Consider the following 16,380-nt stretch of genomic DNA (forward strand, 5'->3'; position numbering starts at 1 on the left):
CCTTCCAGAAACTGTAATTAGAAACGTAAAAGGAGCAGTGCCAAATCTGGCACTGCTCCTTAATTTTGGGAAAACGTAACTTCTAAAGCCGTTTCCGGTTCTTTATTTTTATTTCTATTGTAAAGCCAATAGTCCATGATTGCTGCCACGCAGATACAAATAGGAGCATCCGTTGGATCTGTGACATCTAGTACGTAATAATCACCCGTCAATAATGTGGCTTTGTCCATTGTCATAATCGATTGATTAAAGTGATTGATTTTGTACTTGTGATTATAGATATCCCCATAAACTGCCCAATGAAGTTGTTGTATGTAATAAAAGTCGCCGGGCCAATGGAAAATTTTATGAAGCACACCAACTTTTGTTTGTTCATAGTAAATCTCAAACTTGCGCCCGAAAATGACGCTGGCCTGCTTAATATAAGCTACGATTTGACCGTCCATTGCATAGAGCGATAGGACATTTCCTTTACGGCCCCAATGTCCTACCATTAAATATAAAGGCACACCTTTACTGTCCTTAACGATCGTTCGTGTCATGGAACTCAATTGTTTTTCTTGAATAAAAAATTCAGTCATGTTACTCACACCTTTTTGATTTTTATTATTCAGAAAGGATTCGATCGATTGCCGTTGCTACTCCGTTTTCTTCATTTGTGTCCGTCACGTTATTAGCGATTTCTTTAATAGCTGGTGCCGCATTTCCCATCGCAAAACTTGTTCCTGCATAAGTCAGCATGCTGACATCGTTAAAATTATCTCCAAGAGCCATGACTTGATCAGCGGTAAAACCACGTTCTTCTGCAAATTGTTTTAAAGCGATACCTTTTTGTGCATTCACGTGATTGATCTCGATATTAGTCAATTCTGAGGCTGCAATAGCTAAATCACCGATTTTTTCTAACGCACCAGTAACTTTCTTTAATTGTTCCGGTCCGTTTTTATCAAAAGCGATAATTTTTAAAACATCTTCATCTTTATCAATCAATGTTTGACGCATATCCTTAACAAAAGTGATCGGTGTAAGAGATAAATGTTGAGAAGATGCCGCAATTGCCATTTTTTTTGAAATTCCCGGTATTTTCTCTAAGATATGTTCAGAGAAAAACGCAATCCGCATCGGTTGATCTGAAGAGTATACATGCTCAGCGGTAAAAATTTCATAATAAAGGCCAGCTTCTTCAAGAGCATCCATGACTTCAAAGGTTCTTTTTTTGCCGATTGGGATGGTAAAAATTGTTTCTCGTTTAGCGTTTACAACATGAGCGCCGTTTAATAAAATCATCGGGACGTGAATGTTCGCTACATCTAATGAGATTTTTGCGTGGCTCATTCCCCGTCCAGTTGCTGTAATAAATTCAATTCCTTGTGACTGAGCCTTCTGAATGGCTTCGATATTTGCTGTCGGGACTTGCATTTGATCGTTTAACAGTGTACCGTCCATATCAGAAGCAATGAGTTTTATCAAAATTATTCACCTAGCTTTCCTATCATACACCGATAGTGTACCATAATCCTAGATAGGATAACCATGTCGGCTTTATTCTTTAAAAAGAATTATTTTGATAGTATAGAACGTAAATATCAGACTTACTTAAGAAAATAAATCTATTATTAATAGAAATTAGGAGTGTGTGACGTGAAAGAAATCATCCATAACGATTGGCAAAATGTTTTAGCAGATCAATTTGAAGCACCGTATTATTTAAAGCTGCGTGAATTTTTGAAAGAAGAGTACAGTACTCAGAAAATTCATCCGGATATGTATCACATTTTTGAAGCCTTGGAATTGACGCCATACGACAAAGTGAAAGTCGTAATTTTGGGACAAGATCCTTATCATGGTGTGAACCAAGCACATGGGTTATCTTTTTCTGTGCAGCCCGGTGTGAAAATACCACCGTCATTGCGCAATATCTATCAAGAAATGCAAAATGACTTAGGAATTTCTCCAGTTCAACATGGTAATCTTGTGAGCTGGGCAAAGCAGGGGGTTCTAATGCTTAACACCGTATTAACAGTGCGGGAGGGGCAAGCTTATTCACATCGAGGGCAAGGTTGGGAGCAAATGACGGATGCTGTTATAAAACGACTAAATGAGCGTGAAAAACCAATCGTTTTTATTTTGTGGGGAAAACCTGCACAAGAGAAAATCAAGATGATCGATACTAGTAAACATGCCATTATAAAATCTGTCCACCCATCTCCGCTATCTGCTCATCGTGGTTTTTTTGGTTCGAAACCTTTTTCGAAAACAAACCAACTACTGATGGAATGGGGCGAATCACCGATTAATTGGCAGCTGCCTGAAACAGTGTGATATGACAACGGTTTCTGTTATAGAGACAGTTTGTGAAAATGCTCTTAATTCATATTTACTAGATTCTAATTAGTAGTACAGATGCTTTATTCTGTCCTTTTCTTTTCTTGAGAATTGTTGTATGATAAATAGGAAATAAATATCTGGAGGGTTTTATCGTGGATCTATTTGACAGTTTGAAATTTAAAATTATTCGTCGCAACATTAAAGTGGCATTTCCTGAAGCAACTGACGCACGTATTTTAGGTGCCGCATCTCGTCTTAAAGCAGAAGAATTAGTTGAACCAATCTTGATTGGTAACTTGTCTGAAATCGAAAAAGCCGCGAGCGCTCGTGGAATCGCTTTAGGCAACTTCACAATCATTGATCCTGATCATTTTGATCGTTGGGATGAAATGGTAGAAGCTTTTGTTGAACGCCGTAAAGGCAAAGTTAACAAAGAAGATGCAGAAAAAATTCTTAAAGATGAAAATTACTTTGGTACAATGTTAACTTATATGGGAATTACGGACGGGATGGTTTCTGGTGCGATCCATTCAACTGGCGATACTGTTCGTCCCGCTTTGCAAATCATTAAAACAAAACCAGGAGTCAGCCGTACAAGTGGTGCATTCTTGATGGTTCGCGGACGCGATCAAGAAAAATATCTATTCTCAGATTGTGCTATCAATGTAAACCCAAATGCACAAGAATTGGCAGAAATCGCTGTTGAGTCAGCAAAAACAGCTGAACTATTCGATATCGAACCAAAAGTTGCAATGATGAGCTTCTCAACTAAAGGATCTGCTAAAGCTCCTGAAGTTGAAAAAGTGGCAGAAGCAACTAAGATTGCACAAGAATTGGCACCGGATTATTTAATTGATGGTGAATTGCAATTTGATGCTGCATACATCCCAGGTGTTGCTCAATTGAAAGCCCCTGATTCAAAAGTAGCGGGACAAGCAACTGTATTTGTTTTCCCTGAATTACAGTCAGGTAATATCGGCTACAAAATCGCTCAACGTTTTGGCGGATTTGAAGCAATTGGACCAATCTTACAAGGATTGAACAAACCGATTTCCGATCTTTCACGCGGTAGTAATGAAGAAGATGTTTACAAACTTTCAATTATTACAGCAGCACAATCATTGATGAACTAAGAAATTCAATAAAAAGTGAAGTATGCGATACTAATTTTGTATCGCATACTTTTTTTCTTTTCTCTTGATATCTAAATCGTTATACTAAATTGGTAATAGAAAAGAGGGAGACAGGTTGATAACATTAATAAATACAGCAATGACAGAAAGATTAGGAAAAATCATTGGTTCGGTGGCCGAACCTAGCGACAATTTGGTATTGACTGGTGATCTTGGTGCGGGGAAAACGACTTTGACTAAGGGAATCGCACTAGGTTTAGGGATTGATCAAATGATCAAGAGTCCAACCTATACAATCATTCGTGAATATCAGCAAGGACGCTTACCGCTTTACCATATGGATGTATATCGGATTGAGTCCGGCGCAGATGATTTAGGGCTGGATGATTATTTCGAAGGCGATGGTCTTTCCGTGATCGAGTGGGGACAGCAGTTAGGAGACTTTGTGCCAGAGGATTATCTGGAATTGATTTTACATAAAGATGAACAGGATGAAAATTTACGTCAAGCGGAAATGATTGTACATGGTGAACAAGCGCAGCAATTTCAAACGCGGATTTTGAAAGCGTGGGAATCAGAATGAGCGAAGTTGAAATTACATTAAGAGAAGCCATACCAGATGATGCAGGAAATTTGTTACAAGCTAGTCGACAAATTGCTGAGGAAACGGATTTTTTGATTATGGACGAAGCGGGCTTAGGATTAAACGAAGAAATGCTGAGTTTGCAATTAGCGGACCTATACGAAAGTGAGAATAATCTACTTTTATTAGCCTTTGCAAACGAAAGAATCATCGGTATGGCCTCAGTTAAGGCGGCTCCGGAATACACAGTGTCGCATATTGGCGAGATTGGGATTAGTGTGTTGAAAGAATTTTGGGGGATGGGTTTAGGAACGGCATTGTTAGATGAAGTGATTTATTGGAGTGAGAATAATTCGCCATTGCGACGTTTAGAGCTCACGGTTCAAAAAAGAAACGAACGTGCGATTCATCTGTACCAAAAATTTGATTTTATAACGGAAGCTGAGATGGAGCGAGGGGCTCGAGATGTACAAGGTGAATTTTTGAATGTTCTGTTGATGAGTAAATTGATCAATTAAAAAAGCGAAGCAGAGAGCTTCGCTTACATGGGTAACACTAATTTTTTTAATGGATCAACACCAAAATGATCTTCTTGATAGAGCAAAATTTTCGCGCAGGCTCGGCTGTCTTCTAAAGCATCATGATGATGTTCTAATGGGATCGCCAATTCCTCACAAACGGTGTTCAGTCGATGATTCGCCATTTCAGGAAATAAGCGTCGGCTTGTTTTTACAGTACACAAGGAAAGATAGGTTGGCTGCGCTAGATGATAATAATCAAGACAACCCGCTAGAACCTTGGTATCAAAGCCGGCATTATGAGCAACGATCAAACGATTCTCCTGATAGTAATGTTGGATATCTTGCCATACTTTAGGAAACTTCGGTGCGTTTTCAACATCTTCTGGATGTATGCCGTGGATCTGAATATTTTTCCAAAAAAAGTCTGTTTCAGGTTTGATCAGCGAATAGTATTCACCGACGATTTGGCTGTTTTTTACCATTACGAGTGCCAGTGAACAAGCACTATGGGTTTGATAATTGGCCGTTTCAAAGTCCATTGCAATAAAATTCAACAGATTCACCTCTCCGCTTTTTGTTTTACCATATTCTTTTCAGCGGCGAAAGTCTTTCAAGAAAAAATTTCAAAGTTTTAAAGATTGATATCTAATTCTACGGGACAATGGTCGCTGCCGAAAATTTCAGTATGGATTTTGGCATCTTGTAATTGATCCTTTAAGTCATCAGAAACGACGAAGTAATCAATCCGCCATCCGGCATTATTTTTGCGCGCATTAAAGCGGTAGCTCCACCAAGAGTAAATTCCTTCTTGATTGGGATAGAAATGACGGAACGTATCAATATAGCCATTCTCTAATAAGATACTGAATTTCTCTCGTTCTTGCGGAGTGAATCCGGCATTTTTTTGATTTGTTTTCCAATTTTTTAAATCAATGTTTTCGTGGGCGACATTTAAATCCCCACAGAAAATAACGGATTTATTTTCTTTCAGCTGATTTAGATGATTCAAGAAAGCTTCTTCCCAAGTCATACGATAATCTAAACGCTTCAGTTCATTTTGTGAGTTGGGCGTATAACAAGTAATCACATAATACTCAGGATATTCAAGTGTAATGACACGGCCTTCTTGATCATGTTCTTCGATGCCCAGACCATAGGTAACACTCATTGGCTCATGTTTGGTGAAGATGGCAGTACCAGAATAGCCCTTTTTTTCTGCATAATTCCAGTACTCATGATAGCCCGGCAGATCCATTTCGATTTGTCCAGCTTGCAGTTTTGTTTCTTGCAGACAGAAAAAGTCAGCATCTAAGTCATTAAAAACTTCCATAAAATTCTTTTTCATCACGGCACGCAAGCCATTGACGTTCCAAGAAATTAATTTCACAGTGCATTCCTCCATACGTAATAATTTGATTCAACTCTTGGATCAATTGTAACGAAAAAAAGTGAGAAAGCAAAGAATGATAGCTGTCAAAGCTGCTTTTTACTTTGTCGCGCTGACTTTTTGCAGTATTATTCAAGATATGAAGAAAACTATGCTGTTATCGATGATAATTAGCAGAATGATATACGGCCTGAGGATAGGAATCATTTTTTCCCAAAAGAAAAATGACTACATTAAAACGAAGAAGGATGTCAGTTCCACTTTTAGCAGATGTAAAGATTCAAAGAAGAGGAAAAAAAGGAACCCAGAGTATAAATCATAAAAAGTTTAGTGGAATGATATACGGCCTGAGGATAGGAATCATTTTTCTCAAAAGAAAAATGACTACATTAAAACGAAGAAGGATGTCAGTTCCACTTTTAGCAGTTAAAAAAATTGAAACAAGAAGTAAAAAGATAACCAGAATATAAAGCACAAAAAGTTTAGTGGAATGATATACGGCCTGAGGATAGGAATCATTTTTCTCAAAAGGAAAATGACTACATTAAAACGAAGAAGGAGTCTTACCTATGAAAATCGGAGTTATCGGCATCGGCGGCATTGCCAAAAAGGCGTATCTGCCAACGTATGCAAAAATGCGCAAGGAAGCGACATTTATTTTTGCTACCCGCAATGAAGCAGTGCGGAATGAAATCGCAGACGAATACAGTTTTTCCAATACGGTTGCAACAATCGATGAGTTATTGGCAGAAAAAATCGAAGCAATTTTTATTCATGTTGCAACGAAGGCTCATTTCGAAATCGCAAAAAAATGTTTAGAAGCCGGAGTTGCTGTTTTTATCGACAAGCCGGTCAGTGAAGACTTGCAGGAAGTCCGTGAGCTGCAGGAATTGGCAAAAGAAAAAAAACTGTTATTTATGGTAGGCTTTAACCGTCGTTTTGCACCAATGGTCGAACAGATGAAGCAGCTGCCGCAAAAGCGGACAATTCATTTAGAAAAAAATGAACCAGATCATGCGATGAATACGCAGTTTGGGATCTATGATCTATTTATTCATTTAGTAGATACCGCAGTGTATCTGTTAGATGACGAGATCATGAGTGTTCGTTCTAAAATTCGTGAAGAAGATGGTCAAATGGTCTATGCGCAAATGCAATTGTCAACTGCGACGACAGAATGCATTCTGTCAATGGACTTCATGAGCGGCGGAAAAATGGAGCGTTATCAGGTTAGTTCACCTAAGCAGACGATGATTTTGAATCAATTGACTGACTTGACGATTAGACGTGGTTTGGTTGAAGAGGCACAACGTTTCGGTGATTGGACAACGACTTTAGAGAAACGGGGCTTTGAACAATTGGTAATCAGTTTCCTGGCTGCATTAAAAGGAGAAGAAGCCGATTTGCGTCAAGAGAATATTTTACTAAGTCATGAACTCTGCGAACAAATGCTGCGTCAACACACTCGTCACCAGCTATAAGGGGTGGTAAGTTTTTTTCTCGCGTGCTAAAATAGCAAGGATGTTTGAAAAATTTACCCGTGTTGAACGAGAAAGGCTTATCAGAGTGAAAACATTAGACTTGACGAACACATTACCTAATTTGAAAATCCTTTTGGATGAACCTTTAATGAATTATACGTTTACAAAAACCGGCGGTCCCGTAGACGCTCTAGCATTTCCTAAGAACAACGAAGAAGTGAAGGTATTGGTCGACTATTGCCGTGAAAATGATATTCCCTGGATTGTTCTGGGCAATGCCAGCAATCTAATCGTCAAAGATGGCGGAATTCGCGGCGTCGTAATCATGTTGACAGATATGACGACGATTCGTGTAGAAGATGAAATGATCACTGCTCAGGCGGGCGCAAAGCTGATTGACACAACTTATGTGGCATTGGATCATTCCTTAACTGGATTTGAATTTGCTTGTGGAATCCCTGGAAGTATCGGCGGCGCAGTCTTCATGAATGCGGGTGCCTATGACGGACAGCTAGAAGATGTCTTTGAATCCGTCGATGTTTTATTAGCAGATGGAACATTTGAAACTTGGTACAAAGATCAAATGAATTTCTCCTATCGTCATTCGGCGATTCAGGAACAGCCAGCGATCGTATTGAGTGCCAACTTTAAATTAACGACTGGCGATCATGCTCAAATTGAAAAACGGATGGCTGAACTGACTGAATTGCGTGAGTTGAAACAACCATTGGAATATCCATCGTGCGGCAGTGTCTTTAAACGCCCAGTCGGATATTTTACCGGTAAACTAATTCAAGATGCTGGATTGCAGGGCTTAGTTTGGGGCGGTGCGCAAATTTCTGAAAAGCACGCCGGCTTCATCGTCAACATTAACAATGCGACAGCGACTGACTATATTGAATTGATTGCTCATATTCAAAAAACGATCAAAGAGAAGTTTGATGTGACGTTGGAAACAGAAGTTCGAATTCTGGGTGAAGAACCGAAATAATCAAAAAAAAATGCTCGATCGAGATCAGAAATGATTTCGATCGAGCGTTTTTTTATTTCTTCATTAAGCGTAGTAGAACGGCACAAACACCTGCTGTTGCTATTCCGGCAACGATAGCTTCAACTAAGCCGCTGCCTGAAATAATTCCTAAGATGACACCGTAAACAGCATTTGCTGTGACTTGTAAAACATTGGCATAACTATCCTTAAAGAAAAAGAAAATCAGGTTCATAACTAAAATAGTATTGGTCATTGATCCCGCCAAACCTGCGATAAATAAGCTGACCGGCTGAGCTTTATTTTTCAGTAAGTGATGAAGCCCTTTGTAAACAAAGTAAGGAACAACACCAATCAAAATACGGGGAACAATTGCTACAATGATCGCGCGCCAGTCACCTTGATTCGTCAATGGGTTTGCAATAAAAGGTGAAAAAACAAACGACATTGGCGTGATAATCACCGTTGCTCTGATTAAACTGATAACACCAAAGATTGCGCCTAGTCCAGCTCCGATGCGAGGTCCTAAAACGATTGACGCGATAATCACTGGAATATGCATCGTCGTAGCATTAATTGGACCAATCGGAATGAAACCAAGGGGGGTGACTGCTAAGATAATCATGATCGCTAAAAACATCGCGGTCAAAGTAAAGTTTCTTACATTTTTGTCGTTCATTAGTTACTCCTTCAGTGTCGAATTTACGATATGCACGATATCGGATACATTAGCTAGAGCCCCACGACCATAGTCACCGCAGGCAAGCAATGCTTCTCTTGGTTCGATTTCTTGATACCCCACATCTTTTAATGTTGCCAAGTTTCGTTGAACAATCGGATTTTGATACATGTAGGTATTCATTGCTGGTGCGATAATTCTCGGTGTATCTGGTAACAGGGCCAAAGCAACTGTTGATAATAAATCATCAGCTATACCATTAGCCATTTTTCCAATAATATTGGCCGAAGCAGGTGCAACTAAGAATAAATCAGCTTCTTTCGCTAATGCAATATGATTGATCAATGCCGCATCCGGCTCTTCCATCACATCAAGATGAACTCGGCGATGTGACAATGATTGAATTGTCAATGGTGTGATGAACTCAGTGCTGCTTTTGGTCATCACCACATCTAATTTATACCCCATTTTTGTCAGTTCATTGGTAATTTCTGCCGCTTTATAAGCGGAGATACTGCCGCTGACACCTAGTAAGATGTTTTTCATTTTGCTTCCTCCAGTTTCATAACCTCAGATTTGATCAATTCCGCGATTTCAGATTTGGTATGTGCTTCTTTGACCTTTTGCTGTTTATTGATTAGATAACCATGGTGTTTTTCACCGCGAATCTCAGCTAAGTCATTGGCTAAGATAAAATCCGCGTGATTCTTTTCGAGACTTTTTTTAGCAACATTAAGCAGTTCGATCATTGGAACATCAACCAATAATTTGAAGCCTACTAAAATTGTTTCAGGCTGCAATTTTTTGATCAAAGAAATGATTTTGGGATTTTTCTTTAAAACAATCACTAAATGATCTGTATCTGAAGAGATTTTTTTCTCAGTCCGCTCATTAGCAATATCAACTAATGCTTTCGGCAGGTCAGCCGGCTGAGTGGCTATAGCAGATTCCAGGTCCTCAAGAGTAGTTGAACTTTCAGGAGTAAAATCACTGACCGCCATGCTGTGAATGACCGCATCATAAGTATTCGCGGTCATTAAATCTTTCAACGTTTTTTCTAAATCAGCGGTTGATTCAATATAGTAGTGCTGAATGTTCTTTCCTTCTGGTTTGACCGCGTGGCGTGTAGTGATCATATCGATCATGACGTTGCTTTTAGCAAAACTTTCTGCGATCGCCTTGCCTAATTTCCCGCTAGAATGATTTGTAATGGCACGGACATCATCGATTTTTTCTGAGGTGCCGCCAGAAGTAATTAAGATTCTCACTTATTTTTTCCTCCTAAAGCAACAATTGTACGGCCGACATGTTTTCCTGCTAACAGGGCATCTGCGGTTTCCGACACTTGTTCCAGTTCGATTTGTTGGGCATGGAAATTTGCTGGCAACGACCATTCATTTGCCATTTTTGTCCAAAGTTTTTGACGTTGATCCATTGAAGCTTCTACGGAATCAATTCCTAGTAGATTAACTCCTCGTAAAATAAAAGGTAAAACGGTTGTATTCAATTTGATGCCGCCAGCATTGCCGCAAAGAGCCAAGCTTCCTCCGTAATTAACAAACGGAAGGACTTGTGTTAGGGTATCGCCGCCAACCGTGTCAATGACAAAATCAAAAAGCTGTTTATTTAACGGGCGGCTTTTTTCTGGGAAGAAATCAGCAGGTGATAGAACAGATGTTGCGCCTAACTGTTCCAAATACTCCTTTTGATCCTCTTTCCGACTCAAAGCAATAATCTTTTTGCAGCCGATTTGTTTTAGAAAATGCAAGGCAAAACTGCCCACTCCGCCAGTTGCTCCTGTAACAAGTACACGGCTGTTAATATCTAATCCATGAGTTTGTAAAGCGTCTACTGATAAGGCTGCTGTAAAGCCAGCGGTTCCGAAGGTCATGGCTTGTTTTTCTGTTAATCCCGCGGGTATTTTTACACACCAAGAAGCGGGGACAACTTGCAGATCGCTTAGACCGCCGTCTTGTTTAACTCCTAAACCATACCCAGTAACTAAAACGGAATCACCGATTTGTAGATCTGAGTCGTTTGAAGCTAGGATTTCTCCAGCAAGATCAATCCCAGGAGTCATGGGGTAGTCACGTAAAACGCCCGTGTTGGCTTTGGTAGCTAGGGCATCTTTATAGTTGATACCAGAGTAATTCACAGCAATCAACACTTCTCCCTGATCAATTTCAGGTTTGGCAAAGCTCTCGATTTCAGTGTGAACGGTCTCATCTTTTAAAACTCGCAAGCGGCGATACTCAGTCATGTTTCTTCCTCCTATTTTCTGTTAGCGTCTTCTTTTATTGGGAAATTTCCCAGGTTGTGGTAACGATATAAAATGTTGAATTTATGAGTCGAGTAGATGTTCATCTCACTCACAAATAATTACCGAATTTTTTTAGAATACTTGCATATAGACCAATTATTCAAACAGACTTATGCATGAAGTAATCCTCGTAAAATCGGTTACTATTATATTAGCGAAAATAAAGGAAAAAGCAAATTTCTTTTCTCTTTTATTTCCTTAAAACTCTCCTAAGAAAATCTTTCAAAATGCTTGATTTTTAATAAAAAGTTCGTATACTTGAATGGTGCTATTAAACAATAAGTTTACTATTAGCAAACAAAACGAATTTGCTGCTTTTTTTCAATTATTTTGGCTCAAACCTAAAAAATTTAAACAGGATCATGCCAATTTTTGATGACATTTACAGGAGTTGCAGATAAATGAGGGGGAAGACCATGGAGATTGGCGAGAAGCTGCGCAACTTAAGAATTCAAAAAGATTTAACACAAGAGGAGCTAGGAGAACGAACCGATCTGTCCAAAGGGTACATCTCTCAGTTAGAACGGGATCTCAGTTCTCCTTCGATGGAGACTTTTTTTGATATTTTGGAAGTCCTGGGTGTAACGCCTGCTGAGTTTTTTAAACAAAAGACTGGTGATCAAAAAATTGTTTATAAAGAGGACGATACAACTTTTTATAGTGATGAAGAACATGGCTACCATATTAAGTGGCTGATTCCGGAATCGAACGAGAATGAGATGGAGCCGATTTTATTAACGCTAGATAAAAAGGGCCAGTATAAACAGTTTACGCCGTCACTGTCTGAAACGTTTATTTACGTATTAGAAGGAAAAGTTGCGTTGCAGTTCGGGGGAACATTATATGAAGCGGCAAAAGGTGAGAGTATGTATTATGAAGCCAGTAAACCGCATCGTCTGCAAAATCAAGCGGCGGGTACCAGTAAAGTCTTGATTGTTGCAACAGAATCATACTTATAAATAGATACGAAGAAAGATCGTATTCTTACTAATTAGTTGGGTAATAGGAGGAAGTCATGGCAAATACAATTATTTCTTTTAAAGATGTGATCAAACAATACGACGATGATGATCCCGTATTGAAAAAAATAGATTTTGATATAGAAGAAGGGCGTTTTTATACGTTGCTAGGTCCTTCTGGTTGCGGGAAGACAACCATTTTAAGAATCATCGCCGGTTTTACAGATGTTAGTGAAGGCGATATTTTTTTTGAAGGAAAACGAATGAACGATCTGCCGGCAAATAAGCGCCAAGTGAATACCGTTTTTCAAGATTACGCACTGTTTCCCCATATGAATGTGTTTGACAATGTGGCCTTTGGCTTGAAAATCAAAAAGCTGTCTAAGAAGGAGATTGAGAAAAAGGTTTTAGAAGCCTTAAAACTTGTTCAGCTGCCAGGGTACGAAAATCGTGAAATCACCGAAATGTCCGGTGGCCAGCGACAACGAGTAGCAATCGCTCGCGCCATTGTTAATGAACCTAAAATTTTATTATTGGATGAACCATTGTCTGCATTGGATTTGAAATTACGGACGGATATGCAGTACGAGTTACGAGCTTTACAGAAACGTTTAGGAATTACCTTTATCTTTGTGACTCACGACCAAGAAGAAGCACTGGCCATGAGTGATGAGATTTTTGTTATGAACAAGGGAAAAATCGTTCAAAGCGGCACACCAGTGGATATTTATGATGAACCGATTAATCATTTTGTTGCTGATTTTGTTGGTGAAAGCAATATCGTTGCCGGTGAAATGGTAGAAGACAATTTAGTTAAATTCGTCGGAAAAGAGTTTGAATGTGTTGATGGTGGAATGCGTCCAAACGAACCGGTGGAAGTTGTTCTGCGGCCAGAAGATTTAACGCTGACGACACCTGAAAACGGGAAATTGGTCGTTACCGTTGATACCCAATTGTTCCGCGGTGTTCATTATGAAATGAATTGTATTGATACCGACGGAAATGAATGGATGGTCCATTCAACTAAAAAGGCTAAAAAAGGCAGCAAAGTCGGACTGTCTTTTGAACCAGAGGATATCCATGTCATGCGCTTCAATGAAAGTGAAGAAGATTTCGAAGCACGTTTGGATAGCTATGAGGATTAGGAGGGAAAGATAATGAAAAATATTCGTCGTTTTTACTCGATCCCTTACTTTTTTTGGCTGCTGTTTTTTGTTATCGCGCCGGTGATTTTGATCGTGTATCAATCCTTTTTTGATATGCATGGAAACTTTACTTTAAGTAATTATCATACGTACTTAACGTCTAAAACCTATTTAATGATGACCGTTAATTCGGTGTTGTTTGCCTTTTTGATTACCTTGATGACCTTGCTGATCAGTTATCCGACAGCGTACTTTTTATCAAAGTTGAAGCATCGTCAATTATTGCTGCTGCTAGTTGTCTTGCCTACTTGGATTAATCTATTGCTGAAGGCTTATGCGTTTATCGGCATCTTTAGTGCGAATGGGTCAGTCAATGATTTTTTACGCTTTATTGGGATTGGGCAAAAGCAATTGCTGTTTACGGACTTCAGCTTCATGTTCGTGGCGGCATACATTGAACTGCCGTTCATGATCATGCCGATTTTCAATGCTCTGGAGGAAATCAATCCTTCCTTGATTAGTGCAAGCCGTGATTTAGGCGCGAATAACTTTGAGACTTTTCGCCGTGTGATTTTTCCGCTTTCGTTAAATGGCGTGAAAAGTGGGGTGCAGGCTGTCTTTATTCCGTCTCTTTCGCTCTTCATGTTGACTCGTTTGATCGGTGGAAATCGCGTGATTACGTTGGGAACAGCGATCGAGGAACATTTCTTAGTCACGCAAAATTGGGGGATGGGTTCAACGATCGGAGTTATTTTGATCGTCGCGATGTTCATCGTTATGATGCTAACCGGAGAAAAACGTAAAGGAGGTCGGGCGAAGTGAGAAGAAAAAAATTCTCGTGGTCAACTGTTTACTTGATTTTTGTATTTATCTTACTGTATGTACCAATCTTTTATTTGATTTTCTATTCGTTCAATAAGGGCGGCAATATGAACAATTTCACCAGCTTTACGTGGGAGCATTATCAGAATCTATTCTCTGACAGTCGATTGATCAGCATTGTTGTTCAGACCTTCGTGTTGGGCTTTTTATCGGCTCTGCTTGCTACGATTATCGGTACGTTTGGCGCAATGGGGATTTACTATACGCGTAAACGTAATTCGCGAAATGTCCTGCTGGGCTTGAACAATATTTTAATGGTCTCGCCAGATGTCATTATCGGTGCCAGTTTCTTGATTTTATTTACCATGCTTGGCGGCGTCCTGAAAAATTTCCAATTAGGTTTTATCAGTGTGCTGCTTTCTCATATCGCATTTAGTATTCCAATCGTGGTGCTGATGGTTTTACCAAAGCTGAAGGAAATGAATGACTCAATGATCGATGCGGCCCGTGATTTAGGAGCAAATAATTTTCAAGTGCTGTCAAACATTATTTTACCGTTTTTAACGCCAGGAATTATCGCGGGTTACTTCATGGCCTTCACGTATTCTTTGGATGATTTCGCTGTGACCTTCTTTGTTACCGGGAATGGCTTCACAACACTTTCTGTAGAAATTTATTCTCGCGCACGTCAAGGAATCAGTCTAGAAATCAATGCCCTGTCGACGCTGGTATTTATTTTCTCTCTATTATTAGTAGTAGGTTATTACTTTATTAGTCGAGATACTTCGAAAAAAGCTCGCAAAAGAAAACGCGAGTTTGAGGAGGTGGCAGTACTGAAATGAAAAAATTGCAGTCACTTTTTATTGGAGTCGTCGCCATCATTCTCTTGCTGACTTTTTTGGTCGTACGCTTGAACCATTCGTCTAACGCAAGTTCCAAAGTATTGAACATTTACAATTGGGGCGACTACATTGACCCGGAATTGATCAAAGAGTTTGAGAAGGAATACGGCTATAAGGTTAATTATGAAACGTTTGATTCAAATGAAGCGATGGAAGCGAAAATCAAACAAGGCGGAACTGCTTATGATATCGCGATTCCTAGTGAATATATGATTCAGAAAATGAAAAAAGAAAAGTTATTGCTGCCTTTGGATCATTCGAAGATTCATGGACTGGATAATATTGATCCGCGATTTTTAGATTTGGATTTTGATCGCGATAATAAATTTTCGATTCCTTATTTCTGGGGAACCCTAGGAATTGTATACAACGACAAATTTGTCGATGGGAATAAAATCAAACATTGGGACGACCTATGGCGACCTGAACTAAAAAATAATATTATGCTGATTGATGGCGCCCGTGAAGTAATGGGCTTATCTCTAACAAGTCTGGGATACTCAATCAACAGCAAGGATATGACTCAATTAAATCAAGCAATCAAAAAATTGAGCGGTTTAACGCCTAACGTCAAAGCAATCGTTGCTGATGAAATCAAAATGTATATGGCGAATGAAGAAAGTGCGGTCGCGGTGACCTTTTCTGGGGAAGCGGCAGATATGATGTCAGAAAACAAGCACCTTCATTACGTTATTCCACCAGAAGGCTCGAATTTGTGGTTTGATAATATCGTGATTCCTAAAACATCAAAGAATCAAGCAGGGGCTTATGATTTCATCAACTTTATGTTGAAACCAGCATCAGCCAAACAAAATGCCGAATACATTGGCTACTCAACACCAAATAAAAAAGCGTTGGCGATGCTTCCAAAGAGTATCTCTGAGGACAAACAATTTTATCCAGATGATGAAACGATTAGTCACTTGGAAGTGTATAAGGATTTAGGTCCAAAATATTTAGGGATATACAATGATTTGTACCTGGAGTTTAAGATGTATAGGAGATAATGGCAAAACTCAGCGAGAATGGGGATTTATCAACGTTCTAAAAAGCTAAAAATCGTCTTTTTTCTACCTGAGTTTTCCAATCTTCTACCAAAAGCGGCTGAAAAGCCGCTTTTTTTGTGTTATTT

19 protein-coding genes are annotated in these 16,380 nt (G+C 39.3%); 11 read left to right on the forward strand and 8 right to left on the reverse strand.

What is annotated here, in order from left to right; translation table 11 throughout:
• Positions 1–59: 59 nt before the first annotated feature.
• Together PGP85_RS18015 and PGP85_RS18020 are read right to left on the reverse strand one after the other, a co-directional pair.
• Positions 60–581: an LURP-one-related/scramblase family protein gene (locus PGP85_RS18015; RefSeq protein ID WP_090406413.1), complete on the reverse strand. Its 522-nt coding sequence runs from the start codon at positions 579–581 to the stop codon at positions 60–62.
• A gap of 25 nt (positions 582–606) precedes the next feature.
• A complete protein-coding gene (locus PGP85_RS18020) occupies positions 607–1,470 on the reverse strand; it encodes a Cof-type HAD-IIB family hydrolase (protein ID WP_270328737.1) in 864 nt (287 codons plus the stop codon).
• A gap of 171 nt (positions 1,471–1,641) precedes the next feature.
• Here PGP85_RS18020 and PGP85_RS18025 point away from each other — a divergent pair, with 171 nt between their 5' ends.
• The 4 genes from PGP85_RS18025 to PGP85_RS18040 all read left to right on the forward strand — a co-directional run bounded on the left by PGP85_RS18025 (position 1,642) and on the right by PGP85_RS18040 (position 4,562).
• Entirely contained in the window at positions 1,642–2,322 is a 681-nt protein-coding gene (locus PGP85_RS18025; RefSeq protein ID WP_270328738.1) for a uracil-DNA glycosylase, read from the forward strand.
• A gap of 158 nt (positions 2,323–2,480) precedes the next feature.
• Positions 2,481–3,461 carry a phosphate acetyltransferase gene (pta, locus tag PGP85_RS18030; RefSeq protein WP_090406410.1) on the forward strand — a complete coding sequence of 327 codons (981 nt, stop codon included), beginning with the start codon at positions 2,481–2,483 and terminating at the stop codon, positions 3,459–3,461.
• Between the two features lie 115 nt (positions 3,462–3,576).
• Positions 3,577–4,044, forward strand: coding sequence for a tRNA (adenosine(37)-N6)-threonylcarbamoyltransferase complex ATPase subunit type 1 TsaE (gene tsaE / locus PGP85_RS18035; RefSeq protein ID WP_270328739.1), 468 nt, complete (start codon positions 3,577–3,579; stop codon positions 4,042–4,044).
• Positions 4,041–4,562 (forward strand): GNAT family N-acetyltransferase, encoded by a 522-nt coding sequence (locus PGP85_RS18040; protein ID WP_270328740.1) that lies wholly within the window; start codon positions 4,041–4,043, stop codon positions 4,560–4,562. The genes tsaE and PGP85_RS18040 overlap by 4 nt, the downstream gene beginning before the upstream one ends.
• Before the next feature lie 23 nt (positions 4,563–4,585).
• Here the strand turns inward: PGP85_RS18040 and PGP85_RS18045 are convergent, their stop codons facing one another.
• A complete protein-coding gene (locus PGP85_RS18045; RefSeq protein WP_270328741.1) occupies positions 4,586–5,119 on the reverse strand; it encodes a 3'-5' exonuclease in 534 nt (177 codons plus the stop codon).
• Between the two features lie 77 nt (positions 5,120–5,196).
• Complete coding sequence (locus tag PGP85_RS18050; RefSeq protein WP_270328742.1) at positions 5,197–5,952, reverse strand: exodeoxyribonuclease III; 756 nt, start codon at positions 5,950–5,952, stop codon at positions 5,197–5,199.
• 569 nt (positions 5,953–6,521) lie between these two features.
• Here PGP85_RS18050 and PGP85_RS18055 point away from each other — a divergent pair.
• Positions 6,522–7,433: a Gfo/Idh/MocA family protein gene (locus PGP85_RS18055; RefSeq protein WP_270328743.1), complete on the forward strand. Its 912-nt coding sequence runs from the start codon at positions 6,522–6,524 to the stop codon at positions 7,431–7,433.
• 40 nt (positions 7,434–7,473) lie between these two features.
• Positions 7,474–8,424, forward strand: coding sequence for a UDP-N-acetylmuramate dehydrogenase (gene murB, locus PGP85_RS18060; RefSeq protein WP_408639905.1), 951 nt, complete (start codon positions 7,474–7,476; stop codon positions 8,422–8,424).
• Between the two features lie 52 nt (positions 8,425–8,476).
• On the opposite strand, the gene PGP85_RS18065 is transcribed toward murB, so the two are convergent.
• From PGP85_RS18065 to PGP85_RS18080, 4 genes are read right to left on the reverse strand one after another with little or no spacing between them, the layout of a single operon-like run.
• Positions 8,477–9,100 (reverse strand): ECF transporter S component, encoded by a 624-nt coding sequence (locus PGP85_RS18065; RefSeq protein WP_090406385.1) that lies wholly within the window; start codon positions 9,098–9,100, stop codon positions 8,477–8,479.
• 3 nt (positions 9,101–9,103) lie between these two features.
• Positions 9,104–9,646 (reverse strand): phosphopantothenoylcysteine decarboxylase, encoded by a 543-nt coding sequence (gene coaC, locus PGP85_RS18070; protein WP_270328745.1) that lies wholly within the window; start codon positions 9,644–9,646, stop codon positions 9,104–9,106.
• A complete protein-coding gene (locus PGP85_RS18075; RefSeq protein ID WP_270328746.1) occupies positions 9,643–10,368 on the reverse strand; it encodes a phosphopantothenate--cysteine ligase in 726 nt (241 codons plus the stop codon). Before PGP85_RS18075 ends, coaC begins: the two co-directional genes overlap by 4 nt.
• Positions 10,365–11,360 (reverse strand): YhdH/YhfP family quinone oxidoreductase, encoded by a 996-nt coding sequence (locus PGP85_RS18080; protein WP_270328747.1) that lies wholly within the window; start codon positions 11,358–11,360, stop codon positions 10,365–10,367. The genes PGP85_RS18075 and PGP85_RS18080 overlap by 4 nt, the downstream gene beginning before the upstream one ends.
• 476 nt (positions 11,361–11,836) lie before the next feature.
• On the opposite strand from PGP85_RS18080, the gene PGP85_RS18085 reads away from it, so the two are divergent.
• The 5 genes from PGP85_RS18085 to PGP85_RS18105 are packed head-to-tail and all read left to right on the forward strand — an operon-like array spanning position 11,837 to position 16,255.
• Positions 11,837–12,379 carry a helix-turn-helix domain-containing protein gene (locus tag PGP85_RS18085; protein WP_270328834.1) on the forward strand — a complete coding sequence of 181 codons (543 nt, stop codon included), beginning with the start codon at positions 11,837–11,839 and terminating at the stop codon, positions 12,377–12,379.
• A 56-nt stretch (positions 12,380–12,435) separates the two neighbouring features.
• The gene (locus PGP85_RS18090) at positions 12,436–13,524 is read left to right on the forward strand and encodes an ABC transporter ATP-binding protein (RefSeq protein ID WP_010739763.1); all 1,089 of its coding nucleotides are present in this window, start codon (positions 12,436–12,438) and stop codon (positions 13,522–13,524) included.
• Between the two features lie 12 nt (positions 13,525–13,536).
• Positions 13,537–14,346: an ABC transporter permease gene (locus PGP85_RS18095; RefSeq protein WP_010739762.1), complete on the forward strand. Its 810-nt coding sequence runs from the start codon at positions 13,537–13,539 to the stop codon at positions 14,344–14,346.
• Positions 14,343–15,188 carry an ABC transporter permease gene (locus tag PGP85_RS18100; RefSeq protein WP_010739761.1) on the forward strand — a complete coding sequence of 282 codons (846 nt, stop codon included), beginning with the start codon at positions 14,343–14,345 and terminating at the stop codon, positions 15,186–15,188. The genes PGP85_RS18095 and PGP85_RS18100 overlap by 4 nt, the downstream gene beginning before the upstream one ends.
• Entirely contained in the window at positions 15,185–16,255 is a 1,071-nt protein-coding gene (locus PGP85_RS18105) for an ABC transporter substrate-binding protein (protein WP_270328748.1), read from the forward strand. Before PGP85_RS18100 ends, PGP85_RS18105 begins: the two co-directional genes overlap by 4 nt.
• Positions 16,256–16,380 lie beyond the last annotated feature (125 nt).

It is taken from the genome of Enterococcus malodoratus, from assembly GCF_027659535.1.
GTDB lineage: Bacteria > Bacillota > Bacilli > Lactobacillales > Enterococcaceae > Enterococcus_A > Enterococcus_A malodoratus.